Origin of the sequence: Microbacterium phyllosphaerae, assembly GCF_050628115.1 — a bacterium.
GTDB classification, from domain to species: domain Bacteria; phylum Actinomycetota; class Actinomycetes; order Actinomycetales; family Microbacteriaceae; genus Microbacterium; species Microbacterium phyllosphaerae_A.
Map to the genome: position 1 here is coordinate 1,709,352 of NZ_CP192502.1, position 17,707 is coordinate 1,727,058.

The 17,707-nt window shown below is 65.2% G+C and carries 10 protein-coding genes and 2 rRNA genes; 11 read left to right on the forward strand and 1 reads right to left on the reverse strand.

Annotation, left to right across the window (positions count from 1 at the left end; genetic code table 11):
- Position 1: 1 nt before the first annotated feature.
- Positions 2-1,807 carry a cytochrome b/b6 domain-containing protein gene (locus tag ACQ4LY_RS07940; RefSeq protein ID WP_431075477.1) on the forward strand — a complete coding sequence of 602 codons (1,806 nt, stop codon included), beginning with the start codon at positions 2-4 and terminating at the stop codon, positions 1,805-1,807.
- A gap of 113 nt (positions 1,808-1,920) precedes the next feature.
- Here ACQ4LY_RS07940 and ACQ4LY_RS07945 read toward each other — a convergent pair whose 3' ends face one another.
- Positions 1,921-2,427 carry a GNAT family N-acetyltransferase gene (locus tag ACQ4LY_RS07945; protein WP_431075478.1) on the reverse strand — a complete coding sequence of 169 codons (507 nt, stop codon included), beginning with the start codon at positions 2,425-2,427 and terminating at the stop codon, positions 1,921-1,923.
- 130 nt (positions 2,428-2,557) lie between these two features.
- Here ACQ4LY_RS07945 and ACQ4LY_RS07950 point away from each other — a divergent pair, with 130 nt between their 5' ends.
- From ACQ4LY_RS07950 to ACQ4LY_RS07995, 10 genes are all read left to right on the forward strand, one after another.
- Complete coding sequence (locus tag ACQ4LY_RS07950) at positions 2,558-3,118, forward strand: acyl-CoA thioesterase (RefSeq protein WP_431075479.1); 561 nt, start codon at positions 2,558-2,560, stop codon at positions 3,116-3,118.
- Positions 3,119-3,122: 4 nt separating this feature from the next.
- Positions 3,123-3,947, forward strand: coding sequence for an SDR family NAD(P)-dependent oxidoreductase (locus ACQ4LY_RS07955; RefSeq protein ID WP_431075480.1), 825 nt, complete (start codon positions 3,123-3,125; stop codon positions 3,945-3,947).
- Positions 3,948-4,137: 190 nt separating this feature from the next.
- A complete protein-coding gene (locus tag ACQ4LY_RS07960) occupies positions 4,138-7,833 on the forward strand; it encodes a proline dehydrogenase family protein (RefSeq protein ID WP_431075481.1) in 3,696 nt (1,231 codons plus the stop codon).
- A 238-nt stretch (positions 7,834-8,071) separates the two neighbouring features.
- Positions 8,072-8,518, forward strand: coding sequence for a hypothetical protein (locus ACQ4LY_RS07965; RefSeq protein WP_431075482.1), 447 nt, complete (start codon positions 8,072-8,074; stop codon positions 8,516-8,518).
- Positions 8,518-8,748, forward strand: coding sequence for a helix-turn-helix transcriptional regulator (locus tag ACQ4LY_RS07970; RefSeq protein WP_056313994.1), 231 nt, complete (start codon positions 8,518-8,520; stop codon positions 8,746-8,748). Before ACQ4LY_RS07965 ends, ACQ4LY_RS07970 begins: the two co-directional genes overlap by 1 nt.
- A 1-nt stretch (position 8,749) precedes the next feature.
- Positions 8,750-9,778: an NAD(P)-dependent alcohol dehydrogenase gene (locus ACQ4LY_RS07975; protein ID WP_431075483.1), complete on the forward strand. Its 1,029-nt coding sequence runs from the start codon at positions 8,750-8,752 to the stop codon at positions 9,776-9,778.
- A gap of 177 nt (positions 9,779-9,955) precedes the next feature.
- Positions 9,956-10,843: a dimethylargininase gene (gene ddaH, locus ACQ4LY_RS07980; RefSeq protein WP_431075484.1), complete on the forward strand. Its 888-nt coding sequence runs from the start codon at positions 9,956-9,958 to the stop codon at positions 10,841-10,843.
- The gene (gene rocD, locus ACQ4LY_RS07985; RefSeq protein ID WP_431075485.1) at positions 10,840-12,045 is read left to right on the forward strand and encodes an ornithine--oxo-acid transaminase; all 1,206 of its coding nucleotides are present in this window, start codon (positions 10,840-10,842) and stop codon (positions 12,043-12,045) included. The genes ddaH and rocD overlap by 4 nt, the downstream gene beginning before the upstream one ends.
- A 597-nt stretch (positions 12,046-12,642) precedes the next feature.
- Positions 12,643-14,165 (forward strand): 16S ribosomal RNA (locus tag ACQ4LY_RS07990).
- 409 nt (positions 14,166-14,574) lie between these two features.
- Positions 14,575-17,677, forward strand: a 23S ribosomal RNA gene (locus ACQ4LY_RS07995).
- Together the 16S and 23S rRNA genes form the textbook arrangement of a ribosomal RNA operon.
- Positions 17,678-17,707: the final 30 nt, after the last annotated feature.

A 17,707-nucleotide genomic window follows, 5' to 3' on the forward strand; every position in this document is an offset into this window, starting at 1 on the left:
CATGGCGACGCGGATGCTGAGGCGCGGGCTGCCGCGTGTGCGCGGTGGCGCGCCGTGGCCTCCCGGGGTCGCGGTCGATGAGCCTGGCGACGTGTCGTCTCCGTCGGCTCCGCCGTCTTCGCTCGACGAGCCTGAGACTGCGTCGGTCGTCGAATCGGCTGTCGCCTCCCCGGTCGTCGAGAGCGCCGCTCCCTCTCCGTCCATTGAGAGCGCCTCTCCCTCCCCGTCCGTTGAGCGAGGAGCACAGCGACGAGACGAAACGCGCCACGCCGCGAGCACAGCCGCCACCGCGTCATCCGTGCGCCGCGGTCTCCCGCGCACGCCGGGAGGAGAGCCCTGGCCTCCCGCGGGCATGACGCCTGTGGGTGCGGAGAGCGTTTCGTCGCGGTCGGCTTCGTCGTCCTCGCTCAGCGGGCAGGAGAACGCATCCGCCGTCGATGCGGCTGTCGCCTCCCCGGTCCTCGAGCAAGCGGCTTCCCCCTCGGCGTCGGGATCCTCGACCGGTGAGCCCGCGACCTCGGCCTCTGTCGCCTCGGCTGCCGAACCGACGGCCGGCCAGGCCGTCGAGCAGACCGGATCCGTGCGCCGCGGCCTGCCGCGAGTCGCCGGCGGAGATCCGTGGCCGCCGGCCGGCACCGTTCCGCGGGCCGCCGTCTCGACGGGCTCCGCGACCGAGACCGCGACCGAGGACGTTGCCCCGGTCGTCGTGGCACCGTCCGCCGAGCCTGCTGCCGCAGAGGTCGCCGCGTCCGCTCCGGCCACCGCTCCCTCCACGGCCGTGGCCCCGGCCGCCGAGCCGGCATCCGCATCCTTCGCCCTCGGCGACCCCTCGATTCCGCTGCCCGCCCCGCAGACCGTCTGGAACGGCAGTGCGCCTCGGCACATCACCGCGGCCGCTCCGGCATCCGCTCGTCCCCGCCCTCCGTGGACGCAGGCGATCGCCGGTCTGCTCGGCGCCGCGGCCCTCGGCATCCTGGCTGCGGCAGCCGTGGCGTTCGTGCGGGCCCTGCTGAGCTTCCCGTTCATGCAGGACTTCCTCGCGGCGTTCCCCGGCGAGTACACGCCCGCGGTCGCCGTCGAACCCGGCTTCGCGCCGTGGGTCAACTGGGCGCACTTCTTCAACGTGTTCCTGATGGTGCTGATCATCCGGTCGGGACTCCGCATCCGCAGCGAGAAGCGTCCCACCGCGTTCTGGACCCCCCGGGGCGACCCCAAGGGCAAGGTCAGTCTGACGATCTGGTTCCACCAGGCGCTCGACATCCTGTGGCTCGTGAACGGCGTGATCTTCGTGGTGCTGCTGTTCGTGACAGGGCACTGGGTGCGCATCGTGCCGACGAGCTGGGAGGTCATCCCCAACGCGCTGTCCGCAGCACTCCAGTACGTCTCGTTCGACTGGCCGACCGAGCACGGCTGGGTGAACTACAACAGCCTGCAGCAGCTCGCCTACTTCGTGACCGTGTTCATCGCCGCGCCGCTCGCGGCCGCGACCGGGTTCCGCATGTCGGGCATGTGGCCGAAGAAGGCCGAGCGCCTGTCCAAGGCGTACCCGATCGAATGGGCCCGCGCGCTGCACTTCCCGGTCATGATCTACTTCGTGGTGTTCATCATCGGGCACGTGGCCCTGGTGTTCCTCACGGGCTTCCTGCGCAACCTCAACCACATGTACGCCTCGTCGGATGCCGTCGGCTGGACCGGGTTCTGGGTGTTCGTGGCCTCCCTCGTGGTCATCGCCCTCGGCTGGGTGGCGGCGCGTCCGCTCGTGATCGCTCCGATCGCCAAGTTGTTCGGCACCGTCTCCGGGCGGTGACCCGTTCACGATTCCGCCCGGGTCTCTCGCGCAGCAACATGAAAGGGCCCCCTGCCTGTGGCAGGGGGCCCTTTCATGCGGAGTCGTGAACGCGAGGTTCACGAGGCGCCGGTTCAGCGGACGAAGCGGACCTCGGTCAGCGTCTCGCCGAGGAACGGCTCGGTGTGGCTGGCGCCGTCGAGCGCGAAGCCGTTGCGCGTGTAGAAGCGGTGGGCGCGGGGGTTGTCCTCCGCGACCCAGAGGTAGAGGGACTCGTCCTTCTCGACCGCGGCGTCGAACAGCTTCTGGCCGATGCCGGTCGAGTGGTACGCGTCGAGCAGGTAGATGAAGTACAGCTCGCGGAACGCGGGAGCGTCCTTGTCGCGGGCGGGGCCGGAGCCGACGAACCCGACGATCTCGCCGTCGACGAGCGCCGCGCGCATCGTGAACTCGGGGCCCTGAGAGGCCCAGTGCGTCCACAGCTCGGCCATGCGCCGAGGCGAGACCTTCTCGAGCGCTGCCTTGCTGATCAGGTGGTCGTAGGTCTCGTGCCAGCACTGCGCGTGCACGCGACCCAGGGCTTCCGCATCCACATCACGGACCGGACGGACGATGACTTCAGGCTGGGCTTCGGCGCTCATATCGCGACTCTACGCGCGGGTTCCGCTATCAGGAAATCGAGGGGAAGCGTTCCCACAGCGCCGATATGCCGGTGGAGGATTCGCACAACGATGTTCGCGATCCGTTCGTCGATGGCTACGATCAGTCCTCGTGAACGTGATCTGGCGCACCCTCCTCGTGATCCTCTCCGCCCGCCGCCGAGTGCGCCGAGGCAAGACGCTCGACGCCGCCTCTGTCAGCAGCATCAGACTGACGACGCTCCCCACCGACATCGACATCCTTCGCCACATGAACAACGGTCGATACCTGTCGCTGTTCGACCTCGGCCGATGGGATCTGCTGATTCGCACGGGACTCTTCGACGCGATGAACGAGCACGGCTGGTACGCCGTGGTGTCGAGCGAGACCGTGACCTTTCGCAAGTCCCTGCAGCTCTGGCAGCGGTTCGAGGTGCAGTCCCGGTTCATCGGACACGACGACAAGGCCGTGTTCCTCGAGCATCGGGCCGTCGTCGGCGGAGAGATCTACGCACGGGTGATCGTGCGCTCGCGGATGCTGCGCCGCACCGGCGGCACGGTGAGCAACGAAGAGCTGTTCGCCGCCGTCGGCAAGCCGGAGGGTGTGCCCGAGATCGACCCGTGGGTGCACGACTGGGCCGCGGCATCCGCTCTTCCTCCCGTGCGCAGCTCCGCGCCGAGCGTGTGGAACTGACGCCGTGACCGATCCGTGGGGTCTCGAGACACGTGCGCCGGGGGCTGTGCTGCTGGTCGGATGCGGCAAGCTCGGCGTGCGGCTCGGACGGCGGCTGCAGGCGCAGGGTTCGCCGGTGACGGCGATCCGTCGCCATGCGGGCGAGCTGCCCTTCCCGAGCATCGAGGCCGACCTGTCGCGTCCGCTCGACCGCGCGCTGCCGGCCTTCGACTCCGTCGTCATCACGCTGCCGCCGAGCACCGAGGGCGATTCGATCTACCCGCCGGCGCTCCGCGGACTCGCAGATGCGTTGCCGACGATGCCGTCGCGGGTCGTCTTCGTATCGTCGACCCGCGTGTTCGAGGGGCGCCCCGGTGAGACCCCGCTGACCGAGCGCGATGCGCCGGCGGTGTCGAGCGAGCGGGGCGGCGACCTGCTCGAAGGCGAGCAGCTGGCGATGGAGCTGTTCGGCGCGCGCATCGTGCGCCCGGCCGGGATCTACGGTCCCGGGCGCGACTTCCTGATCCGCCGGGTGCTCGAGGGTGCGCCGGTCGATCACACCCGCCGCACGAACCGCATCCACGAGACCGATCTCGTGCGCCTGCTCGAGGCCATGCTGCGCGCCGACTCGGCGCCGCCGCTGATCCACGCCGTCGACACCGAGCCGGTGCTGCTCGGAGACGTGGCCGCGCACATCGCCGCAGGGCTCGGGGTCGAGGCGCCGCCGCACGTCGAGCCCGAGGTCGGCGGCGGGACGGTTCTCGACGGGCACCTGCTGCGGGAGTTCCTGGGTGAGCTGGAGTACCCGACCTTCCGCACCGGGTACGACGAGATGATCGCCGCGCTCTGAGGCTTGCGCTTCGCGCTGCGGTCGCACTTGGTGCCGGTCGTCCGCGATCGTTTCGGCTCCGGTCGCACTTGGTGCCGCTCGTCCGCGCATCCGACGGCACGAACTGCGACCGGAGCGACCGTAGTGATCGCCGAGCTCTGAGCGCCCGTCGCTCAACGGCAGGCACGCCTCTCAGTCCTAGGCTGAGATCATGGCCGACCCGACGCCCTCCACGGATCCCGAATCCGCCTCTCTCGCGGACCGTGCCGTCGAGCTCGCCCGCCGCTGGGTGATCGAGGCCGCGGCCGCCGATGTCGACCCGGCAGCCGAACGGCTGGCCGGAGTGCTGCAGGATGCCAACGGCCTGCCGTTCACGCTGGGATTCGTCGACGGCGTCATGCGCCCCGAGAGCCTGGGGGCCGCGGCATCCCAGCTGCACCGCATCGCGCCGATCGTTCCCGACTTCCTGCCCTGGTACCTGCGTTCTGCCGTTCGCCTCGGCGGCGGGGTCGCGCAGATACTGCCGAGTCCCGTGGTCCCCATCGCGCGCCGCGTGCTGCGCGACATGGTCGGTCACCTCGTCGTCGACGCCCGCCCAGCGAAGCTCGGGCCGGCCATCGCCAAGATCCGCGAATCCGGTGCGCGACTCAACCTCAACCTGCTCGGTGAGGCCGTGCTCGGCGAAGCCGAGGCCCAGCGGCGGCTCGACGGCATCCACGATCTGATCCGTCGACCGGACGTCGACTACGTCTCGGTCAAGGTGTCGGCCATCATCAGCCACATCTCCATGTGGGCGTTCGACGAGATCGTCGATGCCGTGGTCGGGCGGCTGCTGCCGCTGTATCTGACGGCAGCCTCGGACCGCACCTTCATCAACCTCGACATGGAGGAGTACCGCGACCTCGACCTGACGATCGCGGTGTTCACGCGCATCCTCGAGGATCCGCGACTGCAGGGCCTCGAGGCCGGCATCGTGTTGCAGGCCTACCTCCCTGACGCCTTGCCTGCACTGCAGGAGCTCACCGCGTGGGCGCGGGAGCGCGTCGACCATGGCGGCGCCCCGATCAAGGTGCGTCTCGTCAAGGGGGCCAACCTCGCGATGGAACGCGTCGAGGCGCACATGCACGGGTGGGAGCAGGCGACCTACGACACCAAGCTCGACACCGACGCGAACTACCTGCGCTGCCTCGACTGGGCGCTGCGCCCCGAGAACATCACGGCGGTGCACCTTGGCATCGCGGGGCACAACCTGTTCGGCATCGCGTATGCGTGGCTGCTCGCGGGGGAGCGCGGTCTGCGCGACTTCTCGGCGGCAGGCGGCGGAGCAGGGCAGCCGCCGATCGAGTTCGAGATGCTGCTCGGCATGGCGCAGGGGCAGGTGCAGGCCGTCTCGCGAGAGGTCGGCGAGGTGCTGCTCTATGTGCCCGTCGTGAAGCCCGACGAATTCGACGTGGCGATCAGCTATCTGGTGCGTCGGCTCGAAGAGAACGCGTCGCACGACAACTTCCTCTCCGCAGCGTTCCGGCTCGGCGACGACGAGTCTCTGTTCGTGCGCGAGCGCGACCGCTTTCTCGATGCCCTCGACCGCTCGACCTCGCCGACCCTGCAGGTCGGCGCGCTCCGCACCCAGGATCGTCAAGCCCCCGTGCACGAGTCGGTGCGCCCGGCGCCCGTGGCAGTCGCTCCCGAAGAGGAGCTGACCAAGGCCGTGCTCGGCATCTCGCGAGGGTCGGATGACTCGGGCGGGCCGTTCCTCGAGACCGCCGTCTACGCCCCGCGCGAGCTCGACGAGGGCACCGGCGGCGCCCCCGGTTTCACGAACACCCCCGACAGCGACCCGTCGCTTGCGGTCAACCGCGAGTGGGCACGCGAGATCCATGCACGGATCGCCGACTCGACCCTCGGGGTGGCCACGATCGAGGCCGCCCGCATCGACGACACGGCGGTGCTCGAGAGCACGATCGCCGGAGTGCGGGATGCCGGCGCCCAGTGGGGAGCGCGCCCTGCTGCGGAACGCGCCGAGGTGCTGCTCCGGGCCGCCGCCGCACTCGAAGGTCGACGCGGAGAGCTCATCGAGGTCGCCGCGGCCGAGACGGGCAAGGTCTTCGCCGAGGCCGATGTCGAGGTGAGCGAAGCCGTCGACTTCGCCCGCTTCTACGCCGCCAAGGCGCGGGAACTGGATGCCGTCGCCGGCGCCTCGTTCGAACCGGCACGCGTGACCGTCGTCGCGCCGCCGTGGAACTTCCCCCTCGCGATCCCCGCCGGGGGAGTGCTCGCCGCGCTCGCCGCGGGATCCGGTGTCGTCTTCAAGCCCGCCCCTCAGTCCCGACGGTGCGCCGCCGTGATCGCCGAGACGCTGTGGGAGGTCGGCGTGCCGCGCGATGTGCTCGCGCTCGTCGACATCGAGGAGGGCGACCTCGGCCAGGCGCTGATCGCACACGAGTCGGTCGACCGCGTCATCCTCACCGGCGCCTGGGAGACGGCCGCGCTCTTCCGGTCGTGGCGGCCGGACCTGCCGCTGCTCGCCGAGACCAGCGGGAAGAACGCGATGGTCATCACGGCGTCGGCCGACCTCGACCTGGCCGTCGCGGACCTCGTGCGCAGCGCGTTCGGGCATGCGGGTCAGAAGTGCTCGGCCGCCTCCCTGGCGATCCTCGTGGGCCCGGTCGGTCGCTCCAAGCGCTTCGCTCGCCAGCTCGCCGACGCCACGCGCTCGCTGCACGTCGGCTGGCCCACCGACCCGCTCGCCGAGGTCGGGCCGGTGATCGAGCGGCCGCAGGGCAAGCTCGCCTGGGCGCTCACCGAGCTCGAGGGCGAGGAGCAGTGGCTCATCGAACCCGCGGTGTCGGCCGACGATCCGAGCGGCCGACTGTGGCGACCCGGCATCCGCGTCGGCGTGCAGCCGGGGTCGCGATTCCACACCGAGGAGTTCTTCGGACCGGTGCTCGGGATCATGCATGCGCCGACGCTCGAGAGCGCGATCGAGATGCAGAACGCCGTCGCCTACGGGCTGACCGCGGGGCTGCACACGCAGGACCCTGCAGAGCTCGAACTGTGGCTCGACCGCGTGCAGGCGGGAAACCTCTACGTCAACCGCGGAATCACCGGGGCGATCGTGCAGCGTCAGCCGTTCGGCGGCTGGAAGCGCTCATCGGTCGGCCCCGGCACCAAGGCCGGCGGACCGAACTACCTGATCGGCCTCGGATCGTGGCGTTCACGCGGCTCCGGTCCCGTGTCGAGCACGCTGCATCTGCGCGGCCTCGATTCCCGGATCACCGAGCTGATCGAGTCGGCGCAGCCCTCACTCGACTACGAGGCGTTCGAATGGCTGCGCCGCTCGGCGCTGTCGGACGCGCTCGCCTGGGATCGGGAGTTCGGACAGGTGCGCGACGTCTCGCGTCTCGGTGTCGAGCGCAACCTCTTCCGCTATCGCCCGGTGCCAGTCGCGATCAGGGCCACAGCGGATGCCGGATGGCAGGAGCTGCTGCGCGTCGTCGTCGCGGCGGTGCGCGCCGGCGCCGGCTTCGTGCTGTCGACGCCCGTCGGGCTGCCGTCCGAGGTGCGCCGCGCGCTCGGCACACTCGGGGCGGTCGTCTACATGGAGAGCGACGACGAATGGATCGAGCGGATGCGACGGCGCGAGGGTGCATCGGCCGACGTGTTCGCGTCATCAGATGATGCTCCTCGGCCGAGTCGCGTGCGACTCGTCGGCTCGCGTGACGCGGTCGCGGCGCTGCATCGGGCGCTCGCCGTCGCGGTCGACGGCGATCCCGACCTCGCGGTGTACGACGGCGAGGTCACCTCGGCCGGGCGCATCGAGCTGCTGCCGTTCGTGCACGAGCAGGCGATCGCGATCACCGCACACCGCTACGGCAACCCCGACGACTGGAGCGCCTCGGTCATCTGAGCGCTGCGGTTGCGGCATCCCGCTGCGTTTGCCGCATCCCGGCCCCGCCTCGGCATCCGTCCCGCATCCCTTTCCGTCCTCCCCGCACTCGTTTCCCCGGTGCGGGGTCAAAAACGCATCGGAACCGGGCGATTCGGATGCTCTTTTGACCACCGCTGCCGCGACGCGGGCGAGTACGTGTAAAGAATTCTTGACACGAGGGATGCCTCGGCCTACTCTCGTGTAAAGAATCTTTTACATGGGAGGCATCATGGTCTACGAAGAGCGCAACGCCTGGTCGGGTCTGCTCGTCGGTGCGGTCGTGATCACGGCATACGTCGTCATCGTGCTGCAGCAGGCCGCCGGCAGGTCGGTGACCGAGGTCGACTGGCTCCCGCCGATGCTGTGGACGATCGGGATCGGCATCGTGGCGACGATCGCGATCAGCATCGTCTGGGGGATCATCGCCGGCGCGAAGGACCCCGACGGCGTCGGCAGGTCCGATGTGCGCGACCGCGACATCAGCCGCATGGGAAGCCGCGTCGAGCAGGCCTTCGTCGTGATCGCGGGGCTCGGGGTGATCGCCCTGTGCGCGGTGGATGCCGACGTCTTCTGGATCGCGAACACGATGTTCGCAGGCTTCGCCGTCTCTGCGATGGTCGGCAGCATCGCGCGGGTCGTCGCCTACCGCCGGGGGCTCGTCTGATGGTCAAGCCCACCCTCGTCTCCAACCGCATCCGCGCCCATCGTGAGGGGGCGGGGCTCACCCAGGCGGAGCTCGCGCGCAGCATCGGCGTGACCCGGCAGACGCTCATCGCGATCGAGCAGGAGAAGTACTCCCCGTCGCTCGAGCTCGCATTCCAGATCGCCCGCGCGTTCGGCGTCGGGCTCGACGACCTGTTCCACTACCCCGAGCCTTCGACGAAGGATGCCTGAGATGACCGAGACGATGCCCGCCTGGGTGCGGGAGACCTACGGCTCCGCCGACGGGTTCCGGCTCGAGCAGATCCCGACGCCCGTGCCGCGCCGCGGCGAGGTGGTGCTGCGCGTCGAGGCGACGTCGCTCAACGCGGGGGACGTGCGGCTGATGCTGGGCGATCCTCTGCTGGTGCGCCCGGTCTTCGGGCTCACCCGTCCCAAGCACCCGGTGCGAGGAATGGAGGTCGCCGGCACCGTCGTCGCCGTCGGTCCGAACTCGATCGGCGCCGAACTCGGAGAACGGGTCGTCGGCGAGCTCGTGGGCGGTGGCGGCCTCGCATCCCACGTCGCGGTGCCCGCCGATCGGCTCGTGCCGATCCCTCCCGATGTCACCTCTGTGACCGCGGCCTGCCTGCCCGTCGCTGCGGGCACGGCCTGGCAGGCGCTCGACCGAGCCGGGATCGGCACCCACTCGGAGTCGCGCCTCGAGAGACACCGCTCCGAGCATGCGGTCCCGCGCGTGCTCGTCATCGGCGCCTCCGGGGGCGTCGGCACGTTCGCGGTGCAGCTCGCGGCGTTGCGGGGAGCGGAGGTCTGGGCGACGTGCGGAGAGCGCAACTCCCGCCTCGTCGAGCACCTCGGCGCGGTGCGCACGCTCGATCACCGTCGCTCGCCACTGTCGGCACTGCCAGCCGGCCACTTCGACGCGGTGATCGACATCGCCGGGGGAACGAGGCTGCGCGACCTGCAGCGGCTCGTCGTCGCCGGGGGAGCCGTGGTGCTCGTCACGGGAGACGGCGGGCACGTGCTGGGGCCCATCCCGCGGATGCTCGAAGCGGCGTTGCGGTCGATCGGGTCGAGCCGTCGCGTCCGCCCGCTCGCGGCGACACCGCGCACCGAGATCCTCGCGAAGCTGCTGGAGCTCACGGCAGAGGGGAGGATCACTCCGGTGATCCAGCGCGAGTACGGCTTCGACCGTGCATCCTCCGCCCTCGCCCATCTCGAGGCCGGGCACACGGTCGGCAAGGTCGTCGTCCACGGCGCGTGACAGGCGGGACCCGCGCTCCGGCGGCGCGCTCTGGCGGCGCCCAGGGGACGGGTGACAGAATGGATGCTGGCGTGCCCGAGTCGCATCTTCCCTGGGCGCCGGCTCTCACCGAGCGGCGCGGGTCGAAGGACCGCCGGGCCCCTGGACAGCGTCCGCCGCATCCGTTCGAGGAGCCCCATGTCTGTCGAAACCACTGCGTCGACGTCCGAGACCGCCACCCCGGTGCGCACCGCCCACCACCGTCACTACCTGATGTGCAAGCCGTCGCACTTCACGGTGAACTACTCGATCAACCCGTGGATGGAGCCGACCAAGCCGACTGACACGGCGAGGGCCGTCGAGCAGTGGCAGAAGCTGCACGACCTGTACCTCGAGCTCGGTCATGAGGTCGAGCTGATCGAGCCTCTCGCCGGATACCCCGACATGGTCTACACGGCGAACGGCGGGTTCCTGATCGACGGCCGCGCCTATGTGCCGAAGTTCCGCTTCGTCGAGCGTCAGGGCGAGGCCCCGGCCTTCGCCGACTGGTTCCGCGGCGCGGGCTACGACACGGTGATCCCCGAAGAGGTCAACGAGGGCGAGGGTGACTTCCTGCTCGTGGGCGATGCGATCCTCGCCGGCACCGGCTTCCGCTCGACGGGTGACAGCCACCGCGAGGTCGGAGAGGTCTTCGGCCGCGAGGTCGTCTCGCTCAACCTGGTCGACCCGCGTTTCTACCACCTCGACACCGCCATCGCGGTGCTCGATCCGGTGCAGGGCGTCGAGAACGGCGGACCCGAGCGCGCGAACATCGCGTACCTCCCCGGCGCGTTCGACGACGCGAGTCGAGCGATCCTCGAGGAGCGCTTCCCCGACGCGATCCTCGTGTCGGATGAAGACGGCTCGGTCTTCGGACTCAACTCGGCGAGCGACGGGTACAACGTGGTCATCTCGCCGCGTGCCCTCGGGTTCGAGAAGCAGCTGCGCGAGCGCGGGTACAACCCGATCATGATCGACCTGTCCGAGCTGCTGCTCGGCGGCGGCGGCATCAAGTGCTGCACCCTCGAACTGCGCGGTGAGGCATGACCGCCGTCGAGCCGGGCGTCGAAGTCACGGCCGAGCCGCACGTCGCCCACAACTACCACCCGCTGCCGGTCAACATCGCGCGCGGTGACGGCGCCTGGGTGACCGATGTCGAAGGCAAGCGCTACCTCGACCTTCTCGCCGCCTACTCGGCGGTGAACTTCGGGCATAGGCATCCGGCGCTCGTGGCCGCGCTCACCGAGCAGCTCGGTCGCGTGACACTGACGAGCCGTGCGTTCATGAGCGACCGACTCGAACCGTTCGCCGCGGCGCTCGCGTCGCTGTCGGGCAAAGACATGGTGCTGCCGATGAACACGGGAGCCGAGGCCGTCGAGACGGGCATCAAGGTCGCTCGCGCCTGGGGGTACCGGGTCAAGGGCATCGCCGAGGGCAAGGCGCGCATCATCGTCGCCGCCGGCAACTTCCACGGGCGCACCACCACCATCGTCAGCTTCAGCGACGACGAGCAGGCGCGGGCGGACTTCGGTCCGTACACCCCCGGCTTCGACGTCGTCCCCTACGGGGATGCGGATGCCATCGCAGCCGCGATCACCGACGACACCGCCGCCGTGCTGATCGAACCCGTCCAGGGTGAGGGCGGAGTGGTGATCCCGCCGGAGGGGTACCTGCGCCGCATCCGCGAGATCTGCGACGAGAAGAACGTGCTGTTCATCGCCGACGAGATCCAGTCGGGTCTCGGCCGCGTGGGTGAGACGTTCGCGTGCGACCGCGAGGGCGTCGTGCCCGATCTGTATCTGCTGGGCAAAGCGCTCGGCGGCGGGATCCTTCCCGTCTCCGCCGTGGTGGGCAACACCGATGTGCTCGGTGTCATCCGGCCCGGAGAGCACGGGTCGACCTTCGGCGGCAATCCGCTGGCCGCGGCCGTCGGACTTCGCGTCGTCGAGATGCTCGAGTCGGGGGAGTTCCAGGAGCGGGCCCGTGCGCTCGGCGCGCATCTCGCCGCCGGCCTCGAGCCGCTGATCGGTCACGGTGTCACCGAGGTGCGCATCGCAGGCCTCTGGGCGGGAGTCGACATCGACCCCGCAAAGGGCACCGGGCGCGAGATCGCCGAGAAGCTCCTGGTCCGTGGAGTACTCGTCAAGGACACCCACGGGCAGACCATCCGCATCGCTCCGCCGCTGGTCATCCGGGCGACGGAACTCGACTGGGCGGTCGAGCAGCTGAAGCTCGTTCTCGGGGCCTGACGCCCTGTCCGCCGGGCGACACGCCCGGCGGACAGCCCGGATTTGCCGGAACCCCGGAACCCACGTAACTTATTACTTGTTCGCCCCACAGGGAAGCGGAGAGGCCGAGAGCCTTACCCCCCTCAAGCGGAGAACCACCTCCACTCGATCAGCTCCTCGGAGAAGATCGCAGACATACTTCTGTCTGACCTGGAGCTTCCACTTCGGAGAAACGGTCGATTTGACAGCGACTCCGGAACGGATAAGCTAGTGAAGTTGCCTCGGCGGCCTTGAGCCCCGAGCTGCAGATCTGGTTCTGAGCCTCACGGCGTGTCGATTTGACAGGCCGAAAAGCACAGATAAGATAGAGAAGTTGCCCTTCGGGCCTGGTTGTGATGACTGGGTCGTGGGAGCATCCGATCCTTGAGAACTCAACAGCGTGCACTTGTCAAATGCCAAATAACCTCGATTCAGCTTCGGCTGGATGAGATTCCTTTGGATCAAAGACCAACCTCCTTGTGGGGTTGGCATTCGGATGAAGTCAGCAATGAATTTGTCTCTTTGGTCAGCATCAAACTCGCTGCGTCACCGTTTTCCCGGTGTCGTATGCATTTCTTTTTTACGGAGAGTTTGATCCTGGCTCAGGATGAACGCTGGCGGCGTGCTTAACACATGCAAGTCGAACGGTGAAGCCCAGCTTGCTGGGTGGATCAGTGGCGAACGGGTGAGTAACACGTGAGCAACCTGCCCCTGACTCTGGGATAAGCGCTGGAAACGGCGTCTAATACTGGATACGAGTAGCGACCGCATGGTCAGTTACTGGAAAGATTTATTGGTTGGGGATGGGCTCGCGGCCTATCAGCTTGTTGGTGAGGTAATGGCTCACCAAGGCGTCGACGGGTAGCCGGCCTGAGAGGGTGACCGGCCACACTGGGACTGAGACACGGCCCAGACTCCTACGGGAGGCAGCAGTGGGGAATATTGCACAATGGGCGCAAGCCTGATGCAGCAACGCCGCGTGAGGGATGACGGCCTTCGGGTTGTAAACCTCTTTTAGCAGGGAAGAAGCGAAAGTGACGGTACCTGCAGAAAAAGCGCCGGCTAACTACGTGCCAGCAGCCGCGGTAATACGTAGGGCGCAAGCGTTATCCGGAATTATTGGGCGTAAAGAGCTCGTAGGCGGTTTGTCGCGTCTGCTGTGAAATCCGGAGGCTCAACCTCCGGCCTGCAGTGGGTACGGGCAGACTAGAGTGCGGTAGGGGAGATTGGAATTCCTGGTGTAGCGGTGGAATGCGCAGATATCAGGAGGAACACCGATGGCGAAGGCAGATCTCTGGGCCGTAACTGACGCTGAGGAGCGAAAGGGTGGGGAGCAAACAGGCTTAGATACCCTGGTAGTCCACCCCGTAAACGTTGGGAACTAGTTGTGGGGTCCATTCCACGGATTCCGTGACGCAGCTAACGCATTAAGTTCCCCGCCTGGGGAGTACGGCCGCAAGGCTAAAACTCAAAGGAATTGACGGGGACCCGCACAAGCGGCGGAGCATGCGGATTAATTCGATGCAACGCGAAGAACCTTACCAAGGCTTGACATATACGAGAACGGGCCAGAAATGGTCAACTCTTTGGACACTCGTAAACAGGTGGTGCATGGTTGTCGTCAGCTCGTGTCGTGAGATGTTGGGTTAAGTCCCGCAACGAGCGCAACCCTCGTTCTATGTTGCCAGCACGTAATGGTGGGAACTCATGGGATACTGCCGGGGTCAACTCGGAGGAAGGTGGGGATGACGTCAAATCATCATGCCCCTTATGTCTTGGGCTTCACGCATGCTACAATGGCCGGTACAAAGGGCTGCAATACCGCGAGGTGGAGCGAATCCCAAAAAGCCGGTCCCAGTTCGGATTGAGGTCTGCAACTCGACCTCATGAAGTCGGAGTCGCTAGTAATCGCAGATCAGCAACGCTGCGGTGAATACGTTCCCGGGTCTTGTACACACCGCCCGTCAAGTCATGAAAGTCGGTAACACCTGAAGCCGGTGGCCTAACCCTTGTGGAGGGAGCCGTCGAAGGTGGGATCGGTAATTAGGACTAAGTCGTAACAAGGTAGCCGTACCGGAAGGTGCGGCTGGATCACCTCCTTTCTAAGGAGCATCTGACTCTTCGGAGTCCAGAACCCAGATCGAAGGCATACGTTCTTCGCTGGGAGCTCATGGGTGGAACATTTGACATGACATCGAGATCTGATCTCGGAGCTAGTACGCAACTTCGGTTGTTGGAAAGGTCTGGGTGAGGGGGCCGGTGTCTGCACGCTGTTGGGTCCTGAGGGACCGGATGCGATCTTCGGATCGTTTTCGTACCTCTGGGCCTCTTGTTGTTTCCCCTGTGTGGGGTTGCGAGAAGGGGTACCGCCCGTACTTTGAGAACTACACAGTGGACGCGAGCATCTTGCAGCCGGCTTCGGTCGGTTGCACAAGATGATCTTAAAGATCATTAGTCAATTTCATGCCAGGCTTTCGAGTCTGGTGTCGATTCTGATTCAAACTCATGTGATTTCAAGTCTTTAAGAGCAAACGGTGGATGCCTTGGCATCTGGAGCCGAAGAAGGACGTAGCAATCTGCGATAAGCCTCGGGGAACTGATAAGCAAGTTTTGATCCGAGGGTGTCCGAATGGGGAAACCCCGCTGGGCGGCGTGCCGACCTAGTGACTCCCGCCTGAATATATAGGGCGGGTAGAGGGAACGTGGGGAAGTGAAACATCTCAGTACCCACAGGAAGAGAAAGCAACCGCGATTCCGTTAGTAGTGGCGAGCGAAACCGGAACAGGCTAAACCTAGCGTGTGTGATAGCCGGCAGGCGTTGCACGTTGGGGGTTGTGGGACTTTTCAGTCATCTCTGCCGAGATGGCGGCGTTACACGATGGTATAGACGAACGGTCTTGAAAGGCCGGTCATAGAGGGTGCCAACCCCGTAGTCGAAATGCCAACCGTGGCGCGAAGAGTATCCCAAGTAGCACGGGGCCCGTGAAATCCCGTGTGAATCTGTCAGGACCACCTGATAAGCCTAAATACTCCCAGATGACCGATAGCGGACAAGTACCGTGAGGGAAAGGTGAAAAGTACCCCGGGAGGGGAGTGAAATAGTACCTGAAACCGTTTGCTTACAAACCGTTGGAGCAGCCTTAGTAGCTGTGACAGCGTGCCTTTTGAAGAATGAGCCTGCGAGTTAGCGATATGTGGCGAGGTTAACCCGTGTGGGGTAGCCGTAGCGAAAGCGAGTCTGAATAGGGCGATTCAGTCGCATGTCCTAGACCCGAAGCGAAGTGATCTATCCATGGCCAGGTTGAAGCGACGGTAAGACGTCGTGGAGGACCGAACCCACTTAGGTTGAAAACTGAGGGGATGAGCTGTGGATAGGGGTGAAAGGCCAATCAAACTTCGTGATAGCTGGTTCTCTCCGAAATGCATTTAGGTGCAGCGTTGCGTGTTTCTTGCCGGAGGTAGAGCTACTGGATGGCCGATGGGCCCTACAAGGTTACTGACGTCAGCCAAACTCCGAATGCCGGTAAGTGAGAGCGCAGCAGTGAGACTGTGGGGGATAAGCTTCATAGTCGAGAGGGAAACAACCCAGACCACCAACTAAGGTCCCAAAGCGCGTGCTAAGTGGGAAAGGATGTGGAGTTGCCTTGACAACCAGGAGGTTGGCTTAGAAGCAGCCACCCTTGAAAGAGTGCGTAATAGCTCACTGGTCAAGTGATTCCGCGCCGACAATGTAACGGGGCTCAAGCACGCCACCGAAGTTGTGGCATTGACATTATTGGTAGGCCTTCGTGGTCCAGCCGTGTTGATGGGTAGGAGAGCGTCGTGTGGCCAGCGAAGCGGCGGTGTAAACCAGCCGTGGAGGCTACACGAGTGAGAATGCAGGCATGAGTAGCGAAAGACGTGTGAGAAACACGTCCTCCGAAAGACCAAGGGTTCCAGGGTCAAGCTAATCTTCCCTGGGTAAGTCGGGACCTAAGGCGAGGCCGACAGGCGTAGTCGATGGACAACGGGTTGATATTCCCGTACCGGCGAAGAACCGCCCAAGCTAATCCAGTAGTGCTAAGTGTCTGAATCCCAGTGACTGATCCCTTCGGGGTGACGCTCTGGGCCTAGCGCACGACCCCATTCTGGTGCGGTTAGCGTATTAACAGGTGTGACGCAGGAAGGTAGCCCAGCCGGGCGATGGTTGTCCCGGTGCAAGTGCGTAGGCCGAGTCGTAGGCAAATCCGCGACTCACATAGGCTGAGACACGATGCGAATAAAAAGTGGGTGATCCTATGCTGCCAAGAAAAGCATCGACGCGAGGTTCAAGCCGCCCGTACCCCAAACCGACTCAGGTGGTCAGGTAGAGAATACCAAGGAGATCGAGAGAATCGTGGTTAAGGAACTCGGCAAAATGCCCCCGTAACTTCGGGAGAAGGGGGGCCTTCGACGTATTAGGACTTGCTCCGAAAGCGTTTGGAGGCCGCAGAGACTAGTGGGTAGCGACTGTTTACTAAAAACACAGGTCCGTGCCAAGTCGCAAGACGATGTATACGGACTGACGCCTGCCCGGTGCTGGAAGGTTAAGAGGACCGGTTAGCCGCAAGGCGAAGCTGAGAATTTAAGCCCCAGTAAACGGCGGTGGTAACTATAACCATCCTAAGGTAGCGAAATTCCTTGTCGGGTAAGTTCCGACCTGCACGAATGGCGTAACGACTTCCCAACTGTCTCAACCGCGAACTCGGCGAAATTGCATTACGAGTAAAGATGCTCGTTACGCGCAGCAGGACGGAAAGACCCCGTGACCTTTACTACAGCTTGGTATTGGTGTTCGGTGTGGCTTGTGTAGGATAGGTGGGAGACTGTGAAGCATGGACGCCAGTTCATGTGGAGTCATTGTTGAAATACCACTCTGGTCACTCTGGATATCTAACTTCGAACCGTAATCCGGTTCAGGGACAGTGCCTGGTGGGTAGTTTAACTGGGGCGGTTGCCTCCCAAAAAGTAACGGAGGCGCCCAAAGGTTCCCTCAACCTGGTTGGCAATCAGGTGTCGAGTGTAAGTGCACAAGGGAGCTTGACTGTGAGACTGACAGGTCGAGCAGGGACGAAAGTCGGGACTAGTGATCCGGCAGTGGCTTGTGGAAGCGCTGTCGCTCAACGGATAAAAGGTACCTCGGGGATAACAGGCTGATCTTGCCCAAGAGTCCATATCGACGGCATGGTTTGGCACCTCGATGTCGGCTCGTCGCATCCTGGGGCTGGAGTAGGTCCCAAGGGTTGGGCTGTTCGCCCATTAAAGCGGTACGCGAGCTGGGTTTAGAACGTCGTGAGACAGTTCGGTCCCTATCCGCTGCGCGCGTAGGAAATTTGAGAGGATCTGACCCTAGTACGAGAGGACCGGGTTGGACGAACCTCTGGTGTGTCAGTTGTTCCGCCAGGAGCACCGCTGATTAGCTACGTTCGGGATGGATAACCGCTGAAAGCATCTAAGCGGGAAGCCGGCCTCAAGATGAGATTTCCATACCTTCGGGTGAGAGGCTCCCAGCCAGACTACTGGGTTGATAGGCCAGATGTGGAAGTGCAGTAATGCATGCAGCTGACTGGTACTAATAAGCCGATGACTTGATAACACACCGTTTGTTGGTGCTACGCGTCCACTG